Source organism: Spinactinospora alkalitolerans (assembly GCF_013408795.1).
In the GTDB taxonomy this organism is placed as follows: Bacteria; Actinomycetota; Actinomycetes; order Streptosporangiales; family Streptosporangiaceae; genus Spinactinospora; species Spinactinospora alkalitolerans.
This window is the reverse complement of sequence record NZ_JACCCC010000001.1, coordinates 5,475,312-5,493,719: the sequence shown is the minus strand read 5'-3', so window position 1 is coordinate 5,493,719 and position 18,408 is coordinate 5,475,312. Positions and strand designations below refer to the sequence as shown.

Here is an 18,408-nt window from a genome sequence, read left to right as displayed (position 1 = left end):
CACATCGGTCGCGACTACTCCACTGTGACGCTCTTGGCGAGGTTGCGCGGCTGGTCCACGTCGTTGCCCTTGGCCAGCGCCAGCTCGCAGGCGAAGACCTGCAGCGGCACGGTCGCCACGATCGGCTGCAGCAGCGTCGGCACCGCGGGCAGCTCGACCAGTTCGTCGGCGAACGGCCGCACGGCGTCGTCGCCCTCCTCGGCGATCACGATGGTGCGGGCGCCCCGGGCGCGGATCTCCTGGATGTTGGAGACGATCTTGTCGTGCAGCACGCCGCGGCCCTCGCGGGACGGCACCACGACCACGACCGGCAGGCCGTCCTCGATCAGCGCGATCGGGCCGTGCTTGAGCTCGCCGGCGGCGAACGCCTCGGCGTGCATGTAGGCGAGCTCCTTGAGCTTGAGCGCGCCCTCCATGGCCACCGGGTAGCCCACGTGCCGGCCGAGGAACAGCACCGTCTCGGCGTCCTTGAGGGAGCGGGCGAGGCCGCGCACCGACTCGACCGTGTCGAGCACCTTCTCCACCTGCTCCGGCATGCGCGCCAACTGCTCGATGATCGCGTTGATCTCGTCACCGAACTTCAGGCTGCGCACCTGCGCCAGGTACAGGCCGATCAGGTAGCAGGCGACCAGTTGGGTCAGGAACGTCTTGGTGGCCGCGACGCCGACCTCGGGGCCGGCGTGGGTGTAGAGCACGCCGTCGGACTCGCGCGGGATCGTGGAGCCGTTGACGTTGCAGATGGCCAGCACCCTGGCGCGCTGCTCGCGGGCGTAGCGCACGGCCATCAGGGTGTCCATGCTCTCACCGGACTGCGAGATCGCGATGACCAGCGTCTGGCGGTTCAGGATCGGGTCGCGGTAGCGGAACTCGCTGGCGACCTCGGCCTCGCACGGGATGCGGCACCAGTGCTCGATCGAGTACTTGGCGATCAGCCCCGCGTGGTAGGAGGTGCCGCACGCGATGAGCACGATCTTCTCGATGTCGCGCAGGTCGGACGGTGCCAGGCGCATCTCGTCCAGGGTGAGGGTGCCGTCGACGCCGAGGCGGCCCAGGAGCGTGTCGGCCACCGCGCGCGGCTGCTCGACGATCTCCTTGAGCATGAAGTAGTCGTAGCCGCCCTTCTCGGCGGCCGAGGCGTCCCAGTCGACGTGGTACTCGCGCACCGGCACGGTGTTGCCGTCGTAGTCGGTGACGGTCACCGAGTCGCGGCGCAGTTCGACGACCTGGTCCTGGCCGAGCTCGACGGCGTCGCGGGTGTGGGCGATGAACGCGGCGACGTCGCTGGCGAGGAAGTTCTCGCCCTTCCCCCGGCCGACGACCAGCGGCGAGTTGCGGCGGGCCGCGACGACCAGGTCGGGGTTGTCCACCGACATGGCGACCAGGGTGAACGCGCCCTCCAGGCGGGTGCAGACCGACCGCATCGCCGCGGCGAGGTCGTGGTCGCCCCGGTTCTTGAGCTCGCTGCTCAGCAGGTGCGCCGTGACCTCGGTGTCGGTCTCGGAGCCGAACTTGCAGCCGAGCTCCTCCAGTTCCAGGCGGAGTGCGGCGAAGTTCTCGATGATGCCGTTGTGGATGACCGCCACCCGGTTGTCGTTGTCGACGTGGGGGTGGGCGTTGATGTCGGTGGGGGCACCGTGCGTGGCCCAACGGGTGTGCCCGATGCCGATGCCGTCGGCGGAGCGCGGGGTGTGCTCCAGCGCCGCACGGAGATTGGCGAGCTTGCCGGCCCGCTTCTCGGTCTCGAGCCTGCCGCCGTTCAGAACGGCGACGCCCGCGGAGTCGTATCCGCGGTACTCAAGCCTCGCGAGGCCGTCGACGACGACCTCCAGCGCCGGTTTCGGCCCGACGTAGCCAACGATTCCGCACATGAGCGTCAGCGTAACCAATGAATGGGGGTTCCCCGACCGTCCCGAGACTGGTCCATTCAGGATTTTCGCAGGTAGCGGTATAGACCAGATGGTAAAGAGCGGTCTGCTCCCGCACGTCACGGACACGGGGGGCCGTCGAGAGGTCCCCGGGGGTTCGGGCGTGTCCGCCGAAAAAAATCCTCGCCGGGCCGGCCGGGGCCGCAGAGGCGGCGACGACGCCGCCACGGCCACCGCGGAGGGCGGTTGGTCGGCCACTTCCGGCCCTCGTCTAGTGTGGGCAACCGTGTCACATCCGACGAAGAACGGCTTCTCGACGCCGTACGTGGAGCTCGACCGCCCGGCCTGGGCGGCGCTGCGCGCAGCGACGCCGCTGTCGCTGACAGAGGCGGAGCTGGAGATCCTGCGCGGGAGAGCCGACCCCACGTCGCTGGACGACGTCCGCGACATCTACCTGCCGCTGTCCCGGCTGCTGAACCTCTACGTCAAGGCGACGCGGCAGCGGCACGGCGCCGTCCGCAGCTTCCTCGGCGACACCGAGCGGCCCATGCCCTTCGTCATCGGCGTGGCCGGCAGTGTCGCGGTCGGCAAGTCCACCACCGCCCGGCTGCTGCGCACGCTGCTCGCCCAGTGGCCGGACCATCCCAACGTCGAGCTGGTGAGCACCGACAACTTCCTGCAGCCCAACGCGCTGCTGGAGGCCCGGGGGATCATGAACCGCAAGGGCTTCCCCGAGAGCTACGACCGGCGGGCGCTGGTGCGGTTCGTCTCGGAGATGAAGGCCGGCACCGCGCGCTACGACATCCCGATCTACTCCCACCTCGCCTACGACATCGTGCCCGGCGCCGTGCAGACCGTCCACCGGCCCGACATCCTCATCGTCGAGGGCATCAACGTGCTCCAGCCGCCGCCCGTCGGCCGGCTCGCCGTGGCCGACTTCTTCGACTTCTCCATCTACGTCGACGCCAAGGTCGAACACATCCGCTCGTGGTACCTGGACCGGTTCCTGGAGCTGCGCCGGACCGCGTTCGAGGATCCGCGCTCCTACTTCCACTCGATGGCCACGAGCGTCGACGAGGAGCAGGCCCGCGCGTTCGCCATGAACACGTGGCGCACCATCAACGAGGTCAACCTGGTCGAGAACATCGTGCCGACCCGGCCCAGGGCCACGCTCGTGCTGCACAAGGGCGAGGACCACCAGGTGCGTCGCGTGCGGCTGCGCAAGACCTGACCGGGGCCGCTCCGGTCGGCGGAGCGCCCCGCGGGGGTCAGGCCGGCCGGGAGCGGCGCCGCTCCACGTGGCCGGCCGGCGTCAGGCACTTGGCGAAGGGACCGGTGGCGGAGCGGAGGCGCTCCAGCGCGGGGTCCAGGTGGTCGCGGTGCCACAGCCCGGGACCGGAGGGGCCGGCTTCAGCGGTGTCGGTGAGTTCGGCGTAGGCCAGGCGCAGCGCGTGCAGTCGGCCGACGGCCTCGTGGTGCTCCCACCAGACCGGGCACCAGTCGGAGTCGGGGCCGATGTAGACCGGCACGAGGAAGTCGTCCACCCAGGCGACCAGCGCGGCCAGTTCGCTGCGGTAGGCGTCCCTGGACATGTTGAAGATGAACGGCGTCGCGGCCCCGGACTCCTCCTGCTCCTGCTGCGTGCCGGCGGCGAGGTCGGTGAGCTGCGTCTGCAGCCTGATGACGTCCGCGCCGAGCTTGTGCATGGCGTTCTGGAGGAGCGAGACCCGGTCGGTGAGGCCGGCATCGGCCGCGATGCGGTCGTCGGTGTAGGTCATGGGGAGGTTCCCGTGCTGCTGTTCGATGCCTGAAATCTGGTTTTTGGGACGGAGAAAGTAAATCAGGGCCGGAGGGGCGCCGGAATTCGACGCGGCGGGAAAGGAGAAACGGACTTTCCCCGACCGTACGCGACGTTCGCGTGGAGCGGCGCTGTGCCGCCCGCGCCTCGGCGGTCGCCGGGGGTTCGGCCAGGTCGACTGACATCGGTTGTCAGGTGGGATGCGGAGCATGGGTGGCGCCCGCCGGATGGGCGGCGGGCGCCGACGATGCGCACGATCCGACCGAAAGGCAGTGTCACCATGACCGCCACCGCAACCCTCGCCATGCTCAACCTCGACTGCGCGGACCCGAGCGCGCTCGCCGGGTTCTACGGCGCGGTCCTGGACTGGAAGGTGGTCCACAGCGAGGAGGAGTACGCGATGGTCTCGGGGGAGGGGACCTCGATCGGGTTCGGCCGGATCGAGGGCTACCGGCCGCCGGAGTGGCCGGACACCTCGGCCGCCAAGCGGTTCCACCTGGACATGCACGTGGACGACCTGGACGCGGCCGAGGAGAGGTGCGTCGCACTCGGCGCCACCAGGCCCGCCTTCCAGCCCGGGGGCGACCGGTGGCGGGTCCTGCTCGACCCGGCCGGCCACCCGTTCTGCGTGTGCATCAGGCCGGGAGAGTAGCGGGAGCGGCCGAGCCGCCCGGTGGTTTCCGGTGGTGGTTGCGGCGGGGTGGTCGATGGCTGCCCTCCAGCCCCTGCCGAGCCGCTGCGGCAACCCTTGAAACCACCAACGTTCTCAGGACCCGCAAGGTCGAGATCGGCGAAGCCTGGTCCACAAGGCCGCACAGCGGACCTCGGTAACTCCGAAGGCAGACGGCCCCGCCCGCGGTGGCATGGTCCTCGTTGCCGCCAGTGGACTGGTGTAAGCATTGACGCGGCAGCGAAGCACGGCACGGCGGAGTGGCGAGGAGACCGCATGCGTTACGCACACACGGTGGGCACCGTTCGCGAGGCCGAGGGCGCGCTCATGGCGCGGCTGCCGGACGGCGCGCTCATGCGCAGGGCCGCCGCGGGGCTGGCCACGGTGTGCGCGCGGGTGCTGCCCGGGGTGTACGGATCGCGCGTGGTGCTGCTCGTCGGCAGCGGGGACAACGGCGGCGACGCGCTGTACGCCGGGGCCGCGCTCGCGCGCCGGGGCGCGGGGGTGCGGGCGCTCCTGGCCGGGTCCCGCGTGCACGAGGGCGGGCTGGCGGCGCTGCGGGCGGCCGGCGGCCGGGCCCAGGAGGTGTCCGGCGCCGACGCGGCCGCCGCCGACGCGGCCGGGGCCGAGATCGCGGCGGCCGACCTCATCATCGACGGGCTCGTGGGCATCGGCGGTACCGGCGGCCTGCGCGAACCGCACGCCGCGCTCGCGGACCGCGCCGGAGCGGCCGGCGCGACGGTCGTCGCCGTCGACCTGCCCAGCGGCATCGACGCCGACACCGGGGCCGTCGACGGTCCCGCCGTGCGCGCCGACATCACCGTCACCTTCGGCACCCACAAGCCCGGTCTGTTCGCCGCCCCCGGCGCCGAGCGCGCCGGCGTGGTGGAGTTCGTCGACATCGGGCTGGCCCCGGAACTGCCGGAGCCCCGGGCGCAGTCCCCGCAGGCCGACGACATCGCCGCGCTGCTGCCCCGCCCGGGGGCCGAGTCCGACAAGTACCGCCGCGGCGTCCTCGCCGTGGCCTCCGGCAGCGACCGCTACCGGGGTGCCGCCGTGCTCTGCGTCGGGGGGGCGCTGCGCGGCGGCGTCGGGATGGTCCGCTACGTCGGCCAGGAGGTGGCGGCGGCCGAGGTGCTGAACCGCTGGCCCGAGGCCGTCGTCTCGGTCCTCGACCCGACCGATCCTGCGGGCAGCCTGCCCCGTCGCGTGGCGGCGTGGGTGGTCGGCCCCGGCCGCGGACTGCACCCGGCCGCCGTCGTGGAACTGGAGACCGTCCTCGGCGCCGATCTGCCGGTGCTGCTCGACGCCGACGCCATCACCCTGCTCGCCAAGCGCCCCCACCTGGTCAGTGAGCGGGCGGCGCCCACTCTGCTGACCCCGCACGCGGGTGAGCTGGCCCGGCTGCTGCCCGGCACCGAGCGCGCCGACATCGAGGCCCGCCGCCTCGACCACGCCGCCCGCGCCGCCGACGCCTACGGCTGCACGGTCCTGCTGAAGGGTTCCACCACGGTCATCGCCGAGCCGGGCCGGCCGGCGGTCGTCAACCCCACCGGCACTCCGCTGCTGGCCACGGCCGGGACCGGCGACGTGCTGGCGGGTTTCATCGGCGCCCTGCTGGCCGCCGGCCTGCCCCCGAGGGACGCCGCCACGTGCGGGGCCTACGTGCACGGCCTCGCCGCCCGCCTCGCCCACGGAGGCGCGGCCATCTCGGCCTCCGACCTCGTCGACGCCGTCCCCGCCGCACTGCGCGCGGTGCTCGGCTGAAAGCCCCGCCCCTCGGCCGGTTCCCGAGTTCGCGTGCCCGCTTCAACTTGGGTTTCAACCTCGGCCCCGGGACGGAGTGGGCGCGCGAGTGGGCCCCTCCACCTTGACTCCAGGGGGTCGTGAAGGCCGACCCCAGGAGGGAGGGCGCGCGGGTGGGCCCCCTCCACTTCGACCCCCTGAGGGCGGGGGCGGCGTGCACCGTCGCCCGGTCACCGCGGGCTTGCGTCCTTGGGCTGGGGTTTCACGACCCCCGATGGCCGAGGTCAGAACTCAAGGTCAAACCCAGCGCCACGATGTCGGCGACGAATGTATGGGTGGGGTCGTTACGGTCGGCGAGCAGGTCGAGCTGGTCGTCGCCGACCCAGGCGAACTCGGTGTGCCTGTCCCATTCCAGGGCGGGAGCGTCCAGGTCGCCCTCGACCCGGACCAGGTAGTCGACCTCGAAGCGCTCGATCCCGTCGTCCGGCGTCCACACCAGGCTGCCGAGGTCGGCGACGACCTCGGTGAGCGCCCAGCCGGTCTCCTCGGCGATCTCGCGGCCCAGCGCCTCCAGGACGGTCTCGCCGGCCTCGACGTGCCCGCCGACGATGTCCCAGGAATCGGGGAAGATCCGCCGGTGCGGCGCGCGGCGCTGCGCGAAGGCCCGGCCCCGGCCGTCGGTGATCACGGCTCCCACGACCCAGCGCCTGCCCTCGTCGACCGGCGGGATCTCGATTCCGGTGCCGACGCGCACCTCCGCGGCCATGCCGGTCCACTCCCCTCGCGGCTCGCGACGCCAACTCCACGGCGCAGCCCTGCCGGGCGCCGTGGTCCGTCGATCCGCCACACTACTCCGCAAGGGGTTCTGGACGCCCGCGCGGCCGTCGCCGGTACCGCCGTCCACGACATTCCCGGCACCGATCACAGGGCCGTGTCCGCCGAACTGCGGCTCCCCGCGGCCTGATTCCCGGGAAACCCCGCCGATCTGGGAGTTGTGCGCTCCAAAACCGCCGATTCGGGTTGCGCGGCTTCGGGACCGGTGGATAAATCACCGGGCGGCACTCGGAAGAGCAGGCAGAACGCGGGGGAACGGCGCAGAGGCGAGGCGAAGGGGCCGAGCGGCTTATTTCCGGCCGAATCGCCGCGATAGCGTAGGCATTCCCCCGGACATGACCGGTCCGCTCGAAAAGCGGACGCGAGCGGCCAGGGCGACCAGGGAATTCACCGATAGCGGACACGAGAAAACGAGGGTCATGGACGAACAGGCCATGCTCACGCGCGATCTCGTATTGCGCCTGTGCGCCAATGCCACGGAGCTCGACCAGGGCTGGATCGACGCGGACCGCAAGGTCGTCGCCCCCTTCACGGCGTCGCGCGACACCGCCCTGATCGACGCGATCATCGCCGGGGGCCGTGCGCTGGGCGTGGACCGGCTGCTGATCTGCCGGACCAGGGCCGAGCACGCCTACGAGCCGGTGACCGAAGTACCGGCCGATGTCGGGTCCCTCGTGGGCGTGATCCGGGGCTGGGGCAACGAGCCGACCGATTTCCTCGTGGCCGTCGAGGACCTCTCCGCCGCGGTGCTGGTGACCGCCGGCGAGCTCACCGTCGCGGCCGGCCCCGACGACTTCGTGCGCGAGTTCGTGGGCGCCGACATCGCGCGGGCCCGCGCCGACTTCGCCGACGAGGCCCGCGACGAGCGCGACGCCGACCTGGTGCGCGCCGCGCACCGCTACGGCTGCCTGGAGCAGGGCGGCAAGCACGCCCGCGGAGCGCGCGGACCGGGACCGGACCTGGCCGAGCGCGTCACCGCCCGGGCCGAGTCCGCCCGGACCGGCAGCCCGCGCGCGGTCGCGGCGCTGCGGGCGCTGCGCGGCGCGTGGGGCTGGGCCATGGTCCTGGTGCTCATCCTGGCCATGGTGTTCGTGCCGGGGGTGCCCGGCGCCGCGCCGGTCGTCCTCGCCATGCTGTGGCTGCTCGCCCAGCTCGCGTGGCTGGCCCGCTCCCGGACGCTGAGCTACGCGACGCTGGTGCGGATGCTCGCCCTCGGCGCGCTGGCGGCCTGGCCGATCGCGCTGGCCGAACTGGCGATCGCCGGTGCGGTCGGGCTGCCGGCCGACGGCCTCTACGCCTACGCCTACGTCGCGGTCCCGGTGGAGGAGATCGGCAAGCTCGCCCCGCTGCTGCTGTTCTGGCTCGTGGCCCGCCGCCGCTTCAAGCGGTTCGCCGCGGTGGACCACCTGCTGCTCGCCGCCGCGTCCGGGGCCGGCTTCCACCTGGCCGAGCAGGCCGTCCGGGCGGTGGTCCTCGCCGACGTCACCGACGTCCTGGCCCCGCAGATCGGCCTGCTCACGCTGCTGCCCGGCTGGATCGACGTGCCGAGCGCGGCCGTCCGCTTCTCCGGACACGCCGTCACCACGGGCCTGGTCGGCGGGGCGATCGGCCTGGCCGTGGTGGGCCGTCGGCAGTACGGCGCGTGGCTGTGGATCCTGCCCCCGCTCGCGCTGGGGGCCGCGGCCCTGGAGCACCTCAGTTTCAACGCCGCGCTGGTCGGCCTCGACCCCACCCCCCTCACCGCGTTCGTGTTCACCCTCTACGGCAGCGGCGTCGCGACGCGCTGGCTGCTGCTCCTGCTGCTCGTGCTCGCCGTGATCATGGACTACCGCCTGGCCCGCCTCGCCGCGGGCCTCACGCCGCGGCTGCCCGGCCGCGCCTCGCTGGCCGGACTGACCCGCTGGGCGCACGGCCGCGCCGTGCGGGTCCGGGTCCGAGTGCCCGGAGACATCGCCCCGGTGTTCCGCCGCTTCGCCCTGGCGTGGGCGCGCATCCCGGCGACCCTGGCCGAGACGGCGGCGACGATCCTGCACGAGTTCGCGGTGGCGGCCGTGGCCGCCAGCCGAGGGCCCGCGACGCTGTGCCGCACGTGGCGCTTCCTGCGTCGGCGCCGGGAGTTCGCGATGGGCGCGGCCAGGGCCGAGGGCCGTCCGTGGCGCCGGGTGCCCTCGCGCGGCGTCCTGAGCGAGACGGAGAACCGGCTCGCCACCGCGCTGGGCGTCGGCCCGAAGGCCGCCGCGGCCATGGCGGTGGCGCCGGTGGCGGTGCCGGTCGCGTCGATGGCCGCGCATCCGCTGATCACGGGGGCGGCGCCGCACACCGGCGGGGCCTACGCGGCGATGAGCGTGCGCGCCCTCACCGACTGGTTCGGCGCGCTGCCGGCCGACACCCGGCCGTGGGTCTGGGCCGGCGCGGTGGCGTTGACGAGTCTGCTGGTCAGCGGCTGGGGCCTGCCACGGGCGCATCCGAGCCTCCGGCACTTCCTGCGCGACCCGCGCGGCACCGTCGCCGGTTTCCTCGGCGCGCTCGCCCCCGGCCAGATTCCCTACGCCGTCGTCGGCCTGGCCGGCCTGGCCCTGCCCAAGAGCATCGACCGACTGCTGAAGCCCGGCCGGTCGTGACTTTGCGGGCCCGGACCGCCCGCGGTCCCGGATGTGTTGTTCGGACAGGTCGGCGAATCGGAGGGACTCCGCTCGGCGTGTGACTCGGGCCGCTCCTGCGCGCGTGCCAGACTTGAAGCCATGTCCCCTTTCGCCGAAGCCAGGGTCGACCTGGACGTGATCAGCGCGAACGTGGCCGCGTTGCGCGAGCGGGCGCCCGGTTCCCACGTCATGGGCGTCGTCAAGGCCGACGGCTACGGGCACGGCATCCTGCCGGCCGCGCGGGCCGCGCTGGCCGGAGGCGCCACCTGGCTGGGCACGGCGTTCGTCGAGGAGGCCCTCGTGCTGCGCAGAGCCGGCATCCGGGTGCCCGTCCTCGCCTGGATCATCCCGCCGGGCGCGCCCCTGGCCGCGGCGATCGCCGCGGACATCGACATCGGCGTCAGCTCCCGGTGGGTCGTCGACGAGCTGGTCACCGCGGCCGAGGAGGCGGGTCGGCCGGCCCGCGTACACCTCAAGGCCGACACCGGCCTGAACCGGGGCGGGATCACCGCGGGCGAGTGGCCCGCGGTCGTGGAGGCCGCAGCCCGCGCCGAAGCAGCGGGACTGCTGCGGGTCACCGGTCTGTTCTCGCACTTCGCCTGCGCCGATGAGCCCGGTCACCCCTCCATCGCGGCGCAGTTGGGCGCCTTCCATGAGGCGTTGGAGCACGCGGACAAGGCCGGACTGCGCCCCGAGGTGCGCCACCTGGCCAACTCCGCGGCCACCCTCACCCTGCCCGAAGCCCACTTCGACCTGGTCCGCCCCGGCATCGCGAGCTACGGATTCAGCCCGATCCCCGGCCTCCCCGGCACCGGGCTGCGCCCGGCCATGACGCTCAGCGCGGGGATCGCGGTCGTCAAGCGGGTGCCCGAGGGCAGCGGCGTGTCCTACGGGCACCGCTACGTCACCGACCGGCCCACCACGCTGGCGCTCGTGCCGCTGGGGTACGGCGACGGGGTGCCCAGGGCGGCCACCAACGTCGGCCCGGTGTTCGTCGGGGGCAGGCGGCGGACGGTCTCCGGCACCGTCTGCATGGACCAGTTCGTCGTGGACGTCGGCGACGACGCGGTCGAACCGGGCGAGCCCGCCGTGCTGTTCGGTCCGGGCGACGACGGCGAGCCGACCGCGCAGGACTGGGCCGACGTCCTGGGCACCATCTCCTACGAGATCGTCACGTGCGTGGGCCAGCGGGTGCCGCGCACCTACCTGGGGGCGCAGGCCGCCGACCCGGACGCGGGGGAGGGGACCGCGCTCGTGGAAGGGGCGGGTGCGTGAGCAGGCTCCCCGGGAGCGCCGCGGCCTCGCCGACCACGGCCGCCGGGTCGTTCGCGAGCTGTCGTTCCTGCTCTCGCGGGTGCTCGGGTTCGGCACCGGCGGGGTCGCCCCGCCGTCGCCGACCAGCTCGGCACGGTGATCCGGCAGGCCTCCGCCGTCGTCGCCACCGAGTTCCGGCCGGCGCTCGACGCCCACGACGGGTCCGAGGGGCGCAAGGTGCTCCGGGATGTGCCTACCCTGGTGTTGTGCGGTGACCGGGACCGCATGACGCCCATCGAGCACGGCGAGAACATCACCGAGGCGCTGCCCGACGCCGACTTCGTCCGCGTTCCGGGCGCAGGGCACCTCGTGACCATGGAGCGCCCCGACGCCGTCAACGGCGCGCTGCGGACGCTGCTGGAACGTGCGGGCGTCCCGGGAGCGCGCGACGACGCGGCCTGATCGCCGAAGCGCCCCTCCACCGAGATGATGCTGCGAGCCATGACCGAATCCACCGACACCCTCACCACAACGACCGTCACCGCGGCCACCGACGCCGAGATGCGCGCCCTGGGCCGCCGGATCGCCGCCGAGGTGCGCCCCGGCGACCTGCTGATCCTGTCCGGCCCGCTGGGGGCGGGCAAGACCACGCTCACCCAGGGCCTGGGCGAGGGGCTGAACGTGCGCGGCCCCGTCACCTCGCCCACCTTCGTGATCTCGCGCGTGCACCCCTCGCTCGGCGGCGGTCCGGCCCTGGTGCACGTCGACGCCTACCGGCTCGGCGGCGCGGCCGAGCTCGACGACCTCGACCTCGACGCAGGCCTCGACGACTCCGTGACCATCGTGGAGTGGGGCGAGGGCGTCGCCGAGGAGCTCTCCGAGACGCGCCTGGAGATCACCATCGACCGGCTGCCCGACGACACCCGCACCGTCCGCCTGACCGGCGTGGGGCCGCGCTGGTCCGATGCGGTGCCGAACGCGCAATAGGCTGGTTGACCGTGCTGCTTCTGGCTTTCGACACCGCGACCCCCGCGGTCACCGCCGCGGTCTGCGAACCCGACGGCGCCGACGTGCGGGTGCGCGCGAGCGCGTCCTCCGTGGACGCCCGCCGCCACGGTGAACTGCTGACCCCCGGCATCCAGGGCGTGCTGGAACGCGCGGGGGCGACGTTCGCCGACCTCACCCACGTGGCCGTCGGCATCGGACCCGGCCCCTACACCGGCCTGCGGGTCGGTCTGGCCACCGCCCACGCGCTCGCCGAGGCGCTCGGCGTCGCCTGCCACGGCGTCGCCACGCTCGACGCGATCGCGTTCGCCTCAGGGCGCTCGGGCCCGTTCATCGCGGCCAGCGACGCCCGCCGCAAGGAGGTCTTCTGGGCCCGCTACGACGACGCCGTCACCCGGGTCGGGGAGATCGCGGTGGACCGGCCCGCCGAGGTCGACACCGGCGGGCTGCCCGTGATCGGCCACGGCGCCAGGATGTACGCCGAGGCGTTCGGCCAGGAGGAGGCCGCGGCCGAACCGCTGTACCCCTCGGCCGCCGCGCTCGGTGAGCTCGCCGTGCGCCGGCTGCTGGCCGGCGCGGAACTGCCCGAGCCCAGGCCCCTCTACCTGCGCCGCCCCGACGCCCAGGTCCCGGGCGCGCCGAAGAAGGTGCGCCAGTGGCAGGTGTGAACCACCGGCTGCGCCCGATGCGGCGGATCGACGTCGACCCCGTCATGGCGCTGGAGCGCGCGCTGTTCGCCGAGGACGCCTGGAGCGAGGCGATGCTGCGCGACGAGATGTCCCGGTCCAGCCGGCACTACCTGGTCGCCGAGGCGGTGCCGCCCGAGGGGACGGCGCGGGCGGAGGAGCCCGACGGGGCGGCCGCCGCGCCGATCATCGGCTACGCGGGGCTGCGCGCGGTCCCGCCCGAAGGCGACGTGCAGACCATCGCGGTCGCGCGCTCCGCCTGGGGGAGCGGGGTCGGCACCGCGCTGCTGACCGAACTGCTCGCCGAGGCCGCGCGCCGCGAGGTCACCGACGTGTTCCTGGAGGTGCGCTCGGACAATCCGCGCGCCCGGGAGCTGTACCGCCGGTTCGGGTTCGTCGAGATCGGCGTGCGGCGCGGGTACTACAAGGACGCCGACGCGATCGTGATGCGGCGGTCCCATCCCGCCGGCTCCGGCGCGGCGGAGGGCTCGGAAGGCGTGGACGAGGACCCGGAGAAGAAGACGCGATGAGTGACAACGGACTCCCCCTGATCATGGGGATCGAGAGCTCCTGCGACGAGACCGGCGTCGGCCTGGTCCGCGGGTGCGAACTGCTGTCCGACGAGGTGGCCTCCAGCGTCGAGGCGCATGCGCGCTTCGGCGGCGTGGTGCCCGAGGTCGCCAGCCGGGCCCACCTGGAGGCGATGACGCCGACCGTGCGGCGGGCGCTGGACCGCGCCGGGGTCAAGCTCTCCGACGTGGACGCCATCGCCGTGACGGCCGGTCCCGGGCTCGCGGGCGCGCTGCTGGTGGGCGTGTCGGCGGCCAAGGCCTACGCGCTGGCGCTGGACAAGCCGCTGTACGGCGTGAACCACCTGGTCGGCCACGTTGCGGTGGACCAGTTGGAGCACGGCCCGCTGCCCAAGCCGGCGGTGGCGCTGCTGGTGTCGGGCGGGCACACGTCGCTGCTGCTGGTCCGCGACCTGGCGACCGACGTCCAGGCGCTCGGCGACACCGTCGACGACGCCGCGGGCGAGGCCTACGACAAGGTGGCGCGGCTGCTTGATCTGCCCTACCCCGGCGGCCCGCCGATCGACCGCGCCGCCCGCGAGGGCGACCCCGAGGCCATCCGCTTTCCGCGCGGCAAGTGGGGCGACGGCAGCTACGACTTCTCCTTCTCGGGGCTGAAGACCGCGGTCGCGCGCTGGGTGGAGGACGCCGAGCGCCGCGGCCTGCCGCTGTCGGTGTCCGACATCGCCGCCGGATTCCAGGAGTCGGTCGTCGACGTGCTGACCCGCAAGGCCGTGGACGCCTGCCTCGACCACGGCGTGCGGCACCTGGTGATCAGCGGGGGCGTCGCCGCGAACTCCAGGCTGCGGGCCCTGGCCGAGGAGCGCTGTGCGGCGGCGGGCATCGAACTGCGGGTCCCCCGGCCGCGCCTGTGCACCGACAACGGTGCGATGATCGCGGCGCTGGGCGCCGAGGTCGTCGCCGCCGGCCTCCCGCCCTCCTCCCTGAACCTCGCCACCGACACCTCCCTCCCGGTGACCAGCCCCCTGGCTGTCTGAACGCGCTCCGACCGCCTGGCCGGGCTCGCGGTGGGGGAGCCGGCGAGCCGGTCCGCGGTGATCGGTGACCGGAGCCGGTGTGGGTCCAATGCCCGATGTATTGGCTCTGCCCCGGGGCGAGCGAGGGAACGATCATGAAGACATGACATCGAACGACGCGCGGACCCCCGCCAGCGGACTCCACCCGACCTCCAGGACCGTCCACACGCGCATCCCCCGGTCGAGGGCAGCAGTCCGCTCGGCGTCCCGCTGTACCAGGCCCACACGTTCTCCTTCACCGACGCCGACGCCATGGCATCGGCCTTCGAGGGGCCGGACGGCCCCTTCGTCTACGCCCGGTACGGGAACCCGACCGTGCGCGCTTTGGAGAACGCGGTCGCCGACCTGGAGGGAGGCGCCGGGGCGCTGGCCGTCGGGTCCGGAATGGGCGCGATCACCTCCACCCTGTGGGCGCTGCTGCGGCCGGGCGACCACGTCGTGGCGCAGAACTGCCTCTACGGCGGGACCCAGGGGGTCCTCGGCGATCTGCGGGAGCGCTGGGGCGTCGATGTGACGCCGGTCGCGGCCGGCGACCCGGAGCAGGTGCGCGCGGCCATCAGGCCGAACACCCGCGTGCTGTTCCTGGAGACCATCGTCAACCCGACCGGTGAGGTGGTGGACCTCCCGCGGCTCGCGGCGATGGCGCGGGAGGCGGGGGTCACCACGGTCGTCGACAACACGTTCGCGACGCCGCTGCTGTGCCGCCCGATCGAGCACGGGGCCGACGTCGTCGTCCATTCGGCGACGAAGTACCTGGGCGGGCACTCCGACGTCATCGGCGGTCTCATGGTGTTCGCCGACGCGGCGACCCGCCTGGCGGTGCAGGAGCGGACGGCGGAGTTCGGCGCGGTGCTCGACCCCTTCGCCGCCTGGCTGATCGTGCGCGGGCTCCAGACGCTGGGGGTGCGCGTGCCGCGCCAGTGCGCCAGTGCCCAGGTACTGGCCGAGCGGCTGGCCGGGCACTCCGCGGTCGCGGCGGTGCACTACCCGGGCCTGCCCGACCACCCCGGGCACGGCGACGCGCGCAGGCTGCTGTCCGGCGGATTCGGCGGGGTGCTCTCCTTCGAGCTGGCCGGGGGACTGCGTGCGGGCCGGGCGTTCGTCGGCGCGGTACGGCTCGCCTCGCTGGCGCCGTCACTCGGTGACGTCAAGACCCTGGTCATGCACCCGGCCAGCACGTCGCACCGGCAGTTGAGCGCCGAACGGCTGGCGCAGGCCGGCATCGCCGAAGGGCTGATCCGGGTCAGCGTCGGCATCGAGGACGTCGAGGACCTCTGGGCCGACATCGAGCAGGCCCTGAAAGCGGCCGAGAGGCACCACTGAGGTTCGCGGAGTCGGCGGGCCTGGGGGAGCGGCGGTGAACGTGCGGACCAGGTCTGCTGTGCGGCCTCGCCGCCGTCCGGGCGGTCGGGCGGTGGGTGGCCTTGAGGGGGAAGCGGCGTCAACGGCGGCAGAGGGGGCGGGACGGCGCGGATGCCATCCCGCCGCGCCTCCCCCGGCGGTGATCCTGCTCCCATGGTCATGTCGGGCTCGGTGGTTTCAAGGGGTGTCGCAACGGCTGCGTGGTGTCGGAGACCGTGGCCGCGGGCTTTCCGTGCACCAACGGTGACCTGGAGGGCCGCCGTCAGCGCGCCGGCGGACGCTTCGCGCCTGACAACAGCCCCCACCAGGCCCGCAGCGGCTCAGCAGAGCCTGAAGGGCCTGAAGGGCCTGGAGGGCAACCATCGCCCACCCCGCTGCGACCACCACCGGAAACCGCCGGGCCGACCCCGACCGCAGGAGCAGGATCACTTCCAGAAACCCGATAAACCAGCAGGGGGCCGGTCCGCTTCCGCGGGCCGGCCCCCTCTCTCGGAAGGCGACGGGTGGGGTTACTCGTCGTCCTCGTCGTCCTCGATGAGGCGGCGCTTCTTCTTGCCGTCGCGGCCGGGGCGCAGCAGCGCCTCGGCGAGGGCGAGCATGGTCTCCTCCAGCGCGGCCAGGCGCTTGGTGATGTCGTCGTGCGACGTCTCCACGGCCTCGCTGATGGTCTCCTCGAACTCGTGCCGGTCGGGACGGCTCCGCAGCTCGCCCATCAGCGGGTCGAGTGAATCGCCGAGCTTCCTGTCGATCGAGTCGAACCGGTCGGAGTGGTCGACGAGCGGGCGGTCCACCAGCTCGCTGAGGCGGCGGTGCACCTCGCTGACCTCCATGGAGGCCGGCAACTGGCCGAGGCGCTGGTTGAGCGCCTCCAGCCGGTCGTCGATGGCCTCCAGCCGCCCGTCGACGCCGTCGAACTGGCCGTGCACGCCCTCGAACTTGCCCTCGACGCCGTTGACCCGGCCGTCGAGGCCGTCCAGTCGGCCGTTGAGGCCGTCCAGGCGTCCGTCGACACCGTCGATCTTGCCCTCGACCCCTTCGAAGCTGCCCTCGAAGTGCCCCTCGAAGGTGTCGAACCGGTCGCTGAGCCGGCCAAGACCGTGCTCGAACTTGCCGGTGAGCGCGTCGTGCTGGCCGTCGACCTTGTCGGTGAGGGAGTTCAGGTGCGCGTCGACCTTGCCGGACAGCTCCCGGCCCTGCTGCTCCACACGGCCCTCGACGGACTCGCGGTGTTCCTCGAACAGCTCGACGAGCGCGGTGTGCTGCTCGTCGGTCTTGGCCGTCAGCGACCGGGCGCTCTCGTCCACGCTTGCCCGCAGCTCGCTGATCTGCGCGTCGCTCTTCTCCGCCAGGCCGGAGACGGCGTTGTTGGCCTCGGCGACGGCCCCGGTGACCTCGGCGATGGCCGCGCCGGTCGCCGCGTGCCGCTCCTCGGCCGCGGCCCGCAGGTTCTCGGCCGTCTCGGTCAGCCTGCCCGTGAGGACCTCGTGCTGCTGGTCGTCGCGCTCGCGCAGCTCCGCGTACTGGGCCTCCAACCGTTCGTGCAGTTCGGACTGGTGCTTGCGCAGTTGCGAACGCACCTCGCTGAGCTGTCCCTCGGTCGAGTTGGCCAGCTTGACGATGGCGCTGTTGGCGTCGGCGACGGCGGCGGTGGCCTCGGCGTGGTTCTCCTCGGCCTGGGTGGTGAGCAGCTCCATCCCCTGGGTGAGCCTGCCGCTCAGGGCCTCGTGCTGTTCGTCGGCCTTGCCGGTGAGGGTCTGGACGCCCTCGTCCAGCTTGGCGGTGACGGCGGCCTGCTGCTCGTCGGCCTTGCCGGTGAGGGTCTGGACGCTCTCGTCCAGCTTGGCGGTGACGGCCGTCTGCTGCTCGTCGGCCTTGCCGGTGAGGGTCTGGACGCCCTCGTCCACCTTGGCGGCGATGGCGGTCCGCTGGTCGTCGAGCCTGCCGCTCAGGGCCTCGTGCTGTTCGTCGGCCTTGCCCAGCGCCGCCTCGTGCTGCTCGCGCATCCGGGACTCCAGCGCGGCGTGCCGCTCGGTGATCGCCCGGTCCAGCGACTCCCGGCCCTCGGTGACGGCGCGCTCCAGGGTCTCGCGCCCCTCGGTGACCGCGGCCGTGAGCGCCTCGTGGTGCTCGCCGGCCAGTTCGCGGGCCGCCTCGTGCTGCTGTTCGAGGCGCTCGGCGACGGTGTTCACCGCGCTCTCCATCGTGGCCGCGCGGGTGCTCAGCGACTCAAGGGCCTCGTCGATGCGGTCGAAGCGGGCGTCCACGCCCGCGGTGAGCGCCTCCACCCGCTCGCTGAGGTCGTCGATCTGGCCCGCGGTGCGCAGGGCCGTCTCGGCGACGCTCTGCAGCCTGTTCATCGCGGTTTCGAGGTTGCCGGCGACGCCCTTGACGTCCGCGCGCAGCGCGGGCATCTCCGCGAGCGGCTTGACCCGCTCTCCGACCTGTTCGATGTGCTCGGCGAGTGTCTCGGCCCACTCCGGCGGCCGGGCGGACAGCTCGTCGACGCGGGACTGGACCGCGGTGACGGCCTCGGCCAGCGTGGCGAACTCGCGCTCCCGGAACTCGCGCAGCAGCCATTCCATGCCCTCGAGGCGCTGGCGCATCTCCTCGGTAACCGCACCCTGCGATTTCTGCTCGGAGATGTGGTCCTGCGCGGCCCGGGAGAGCAGCTCCCGCATTCGGTCGGAGATCCCGGTCTGACCTCCCGCGTTGAGGAAGTTGTGGTTGGTCTGTTCCACCGAGGTGCTCCTTTTGATATGGCGCCTCCCATCCTGTTCGACCTCGGATGGGCGGTGTTCTCGAAGAAGTCTGGCAAGGTGCGCGGCCGGAGGAAAGGTGAGCTACATCCACTTCGGCGCCACGTGTGGCGATGCCGTGCCTACCGGCTGTAGGTGGATTGGCCATGAGAAGGCCCCGCGCGGTTGGTGTCGCACCGGCCGG

General features: G+C 73.1%; 16 protein-coding genes and 1 pseudogene. 12 read left to right on the top strand and 5 right to left on the bottom strand.

What is annotated here, in order from left to right:
* Positions 1-14: 14 nt before the first annotated feature.
* On the bottom strand, positions 15-1,868 hold the full coding sequence (gene glmS / locus HDA32_RS24420; RefSeq protein ID WP_179645410.1) for a glutamine--fructose-6-phosphate transaminase (isomerizing): 1,854 nt from the start codon (positions 1,866-1,868) through the stop codon (positions 15-17).
* 322 nt (positions 1,869-2,190) lie between these two features.
* On the opposite strand from glmS, the gene coaA reads away from it, so the two are divergent.
* A complete protein-coding gene (coaA, locus tag HDA32_RS24415) occupies positions 2,191-3,096 on the top strand; it encodes a type I pantothenate kinase (protein ID WP_312863442.1) in 906 nt (301 codons plus the stop codon).
* A gap of 37 nt (positions 3,097-3,133) precedes the next feature.
* Here coaA and HDA32_RS24410 read toward each other — a convergent pair whose 3' ends face one another.
* Positions 3,134-3,643, bottom strand: a complete 510-nt coding sequence (locus tag HDA32_RS24410) for a DUF4913 domain-containing protein (protein ID WP_179645408.1) — start codon at positions 3,641-3,643, stop codon at positions 3,134-3,136.
* A gap of 300 nt (positions 3,644-3,943) precedes the next feature.
* On the opposite strand from HDA32_RS24410, the gene HDA32_RS24405 reads away from it, so the two are divergent.
* Together HDA32_RS24405 and HDA32_RS24400 are read left to right on the top strand one after the other, a co-directional pair.
* Entirely contained in the window at positions 3,944-4,315 is a 372-nt protein-coding gene (locus HDA32_RS24405; protein ID WP_179645407.1) for a VOC family protein, read from the top strand.
* Between the two features lie 294 nt (positions 4,316-4,609).
* Positions 4,610-6,100, top strand: a complete 1,491-nt coding sequence (locus HDA32_RS24400; protein WP_179645406.1) for an NAD(P)H-hydrate dehydratase — start codon at positions 4,610-4,612, stop codon at positions 6,098-6,100.
* A 241-nt stretch (positions 6,101-6,341) separates the two neighbouring features.
* Here HDA32_RS24400 and HDA32_RS24395 read toward each other — a convergent pair whose 3' ends face one another.
* Positions 6,342-6,845: an NUDIX domain-containing protein gene (locus HDA32_RS24395; RefSeq protein ID WP_179645405.1), complete on the bottom strand. Its 504-nt coding sequence runs from the start codon at positions 6,843-6,845 to the stop codon at positions 6,342-6,344.
* A 487-nt stretch (positions 6,846-7,332) separates the two neighbouring features.
* Here HDA32_RS24395 and HDA32_RS24390 point away from each other — a divergent pair, with 487 nt between their 5' ends.
* From HDA32_RS24390 to tsaD, 8 genes and pseudogenes are all read left to right on the top strand, one after another.
* Positions 7,333-9,534, top strand: a complete 2,202-nt coding sequence (locus tag HDA32_RS24390; protein WP_179645404.1) for a PrsW family glutamic-type intramembrane protease — start codon at positions 7,333-7,335, stop codon at positions 9,532-9,534.
* Positions 9,535-9,654: 120 nt separating this feature from the next.
* Complete coding sequence (alr, locus tag HDA32_RS24385; RefSeq protein ID WP_179645403.1) at positions 9,655-10,830, top strand: alanine racemase; 1,176 nt, start codon at positions 9,655-9,657, stop codon at positions 10,828-10,830.
* Positions 10,823-10,969 carry a hypothetical protein gene (locus HDA32_RS31010; protein WP_246334473.1) on the top strand — a complete coding sequence of 49 codons (147 nt, stop codon included), beginning with the start codon at positions 10,823-10,825 and terminating at the stop codon, positions 10,967-10,969. The genes alr and HDA32_RS31010 overlap by 8 nt, the downstream gene beginning before the upstream one ends.
* A pseudogene (locus tag HDA32_RS24380) lies at positions 10,906-11,271 on the top strand (alpha/beta fold hydrolase); the annotation flags it as partial. The gene HDA32_RS31010 and the pseudogene HDA32_RS24380, both read left to right, overlap by 64 nt.
* Positions 11,272-11,310: 39 nt before the next feature.
* Positions 11,311-11,796, top strand: coding sequence for a tRNA (adenosine(37)-N6)-threonylcarbamoyltransferase complex ATPase subunit type 1 TsaE (tsaE, locus tag HDA32_RS24375; protein ID WP_179645402.1), 486 nt, complete (start codon positions 11,311-11,313; stop codon positions 11,794-11,796).
* Between the two features lie 11 nt (positions 11,797-11,807).
* A complete protein-coding gene (tsaB, locus tag HDA32_RS24370) occupies positions 11,808-12,482 on the top strand; it encodes a tRNA (adenosine(37)-N6)-threonylcarbamoyltransferase complex dimerization subunit type 1 TsaB (RefSeq protein ID WP_179645401.1) in 675 nt (224 codons plus the stop codon).
* A 17-nt stretch (positions 12,483-12,499) separates the two neighbouring features.
* Positions 12,500-13,030, top strand: coding sequence for a ribosomal protein S18-alanine N-acetyltransferase (gene rimI / locus HDA32_RS24365; RefSeq protein WP_179646926.1), 531 nt, complete (start codon positions 12,500-12,502; stop codon positions 13,028-13,030).
* Entirely contained in the window at positions 13,027-14,067 is a 1,041-nt protein-coding gene (tsaD, locus tag HDA32_RS24360) for a tRNA (adenosine(37)-N6)-threonylcarbamoyltransferase complex transferase subunit TsaD (RefSeq protein ID WP_179645400.1), read from the top strand. The genes rimI and tsaD overlap by 4 nt, the downstream gene beginning before the upstream one ends.
* Positions 14,068-14,199: 132 nt before the next feature.
* Here the strand turns inward: tsaD and HDA32_RS31575 are convergent, their stop codons facing one another.
* The gene (locus tag HDA32_RS31575) at positions 14,200-14,331 is read right to left on the bottom strand and encodes a hypothetical protein (RefSeq protein ID WP_281370409.1); all 132 of its coding nucleotides are present in this window, start codon (positions 14,329-14,331) and stop codon (positions 14,200-14,202) included.
* Positions 14,332-14,358: 27 nt separating this feature from the next.
* On the opposite strand from HDA32_RS31575, the gene HDA32_RS24355 reads away from it, so the two are divergent.
* Positions 14,359-15,429: a trans-sulfuration enzyme family protein gene (locus tag HDA32_RS24355; protein WP_246334472.1), complete on the top strand. Its 1,071-nt coding sequence runs from the start codon at positions 14,359-14,361 to the stop codon at positions 15,427-15,429.
* Positions 15,430-15,977: 548 nt separating this feature from the next.
* On the opposite strand, the gene HDA32_RS24350 is transcribed toward HDA32_RS24355, so the two are convergent.
* Positions 15,978-18,206, bottom strand: coding sequence for a coiled-coil domain-containing protein (locus tag HDA32_RS24350; RefSeq protein ID WP_179645399.1), 2,229 nt, complete (start codon positions 18,204-18,206; stop codon positions 15,978-15,980).
* Positions 18,207-18,408 lie beyond the last annotated feature (202 nt).

Bases quoted from the DNA above. Each gene is read 5' to 3' on its own strand.
- HDA32_RS24355 (WP_246334472.1), top strand. From the start codon at position 14,359: ATGGCATCGGCCTTCGAGGGGCCGGACGGCCCCTTCGTCTACGCCCGG.
- alr (WP_179645403.1), top strand. From the start codon at position 9,655: ATGTCCCCTTTCGCCGAAGCCAGGGTCGACCTGGACGTGATCAGCGCG.
- HDA32_RS24395 (WP_179645405.1), bottom strand. From the start codon at position 6,845: ATGGCCGCGGAGGTGCGCGTCGGCACCGGAATCGAGATCCCGCCGGTC.
- HDA32_RS24400 (WP_179645406.1), top strand. From the start codon at position 4,610: ATGCGTTACGCACACACGGTGGGCACCGTTCGCGAGGCCGAGGGCGCG.
- HDA32_RS24410 (WP_179645408.1), bottom strand. From the start codon at position 3,643: ATGACCTACACCGACGACCGCATCGCGGCCGATGCCGGCCTCACCGAC.
- tsaE (WP_179645402.1), top strand. From the start codon at position 11,311: ATGACCGAATCCACCGACACCCTCACCACAACGACCGTCACCGCGGCC.
- HDA32_RS24405 (WP_179645407.1), top strand. From the start codon at position 3,944: ATGACCGCCACCGCAACCCTCGCCATGCTCAACCTCGACTGCGCGGAC.
- glmS (WP_179645410.1), bottom strand. From the start codon at position 1,868: ATGTGCGGAATCGTTGGCTACGTCGGGCCGAAACCGGCGCTGGAGGTC.
- HDA32_RS24390 (WP_179645404.1), top strand. From the start codon at position 7,333: ATGGACGAACAGGCCATGCTCACGCGCGATCTCGTATTGCGCCTGTGC.
- tsaD (WP_179645400.1), top strand. From the start codon at position 13,027: ATGAGTGACAACGGACTCCCCCTGATCATGGGGATCGAGAGCTCCTGC.
- rimI (WP_179646926.1), top strand. From the start codon at position 12,500: ATGCGGCGGATCGACGTCGACCCCGTCATGGCGCTGGAGCGCGCGCTG.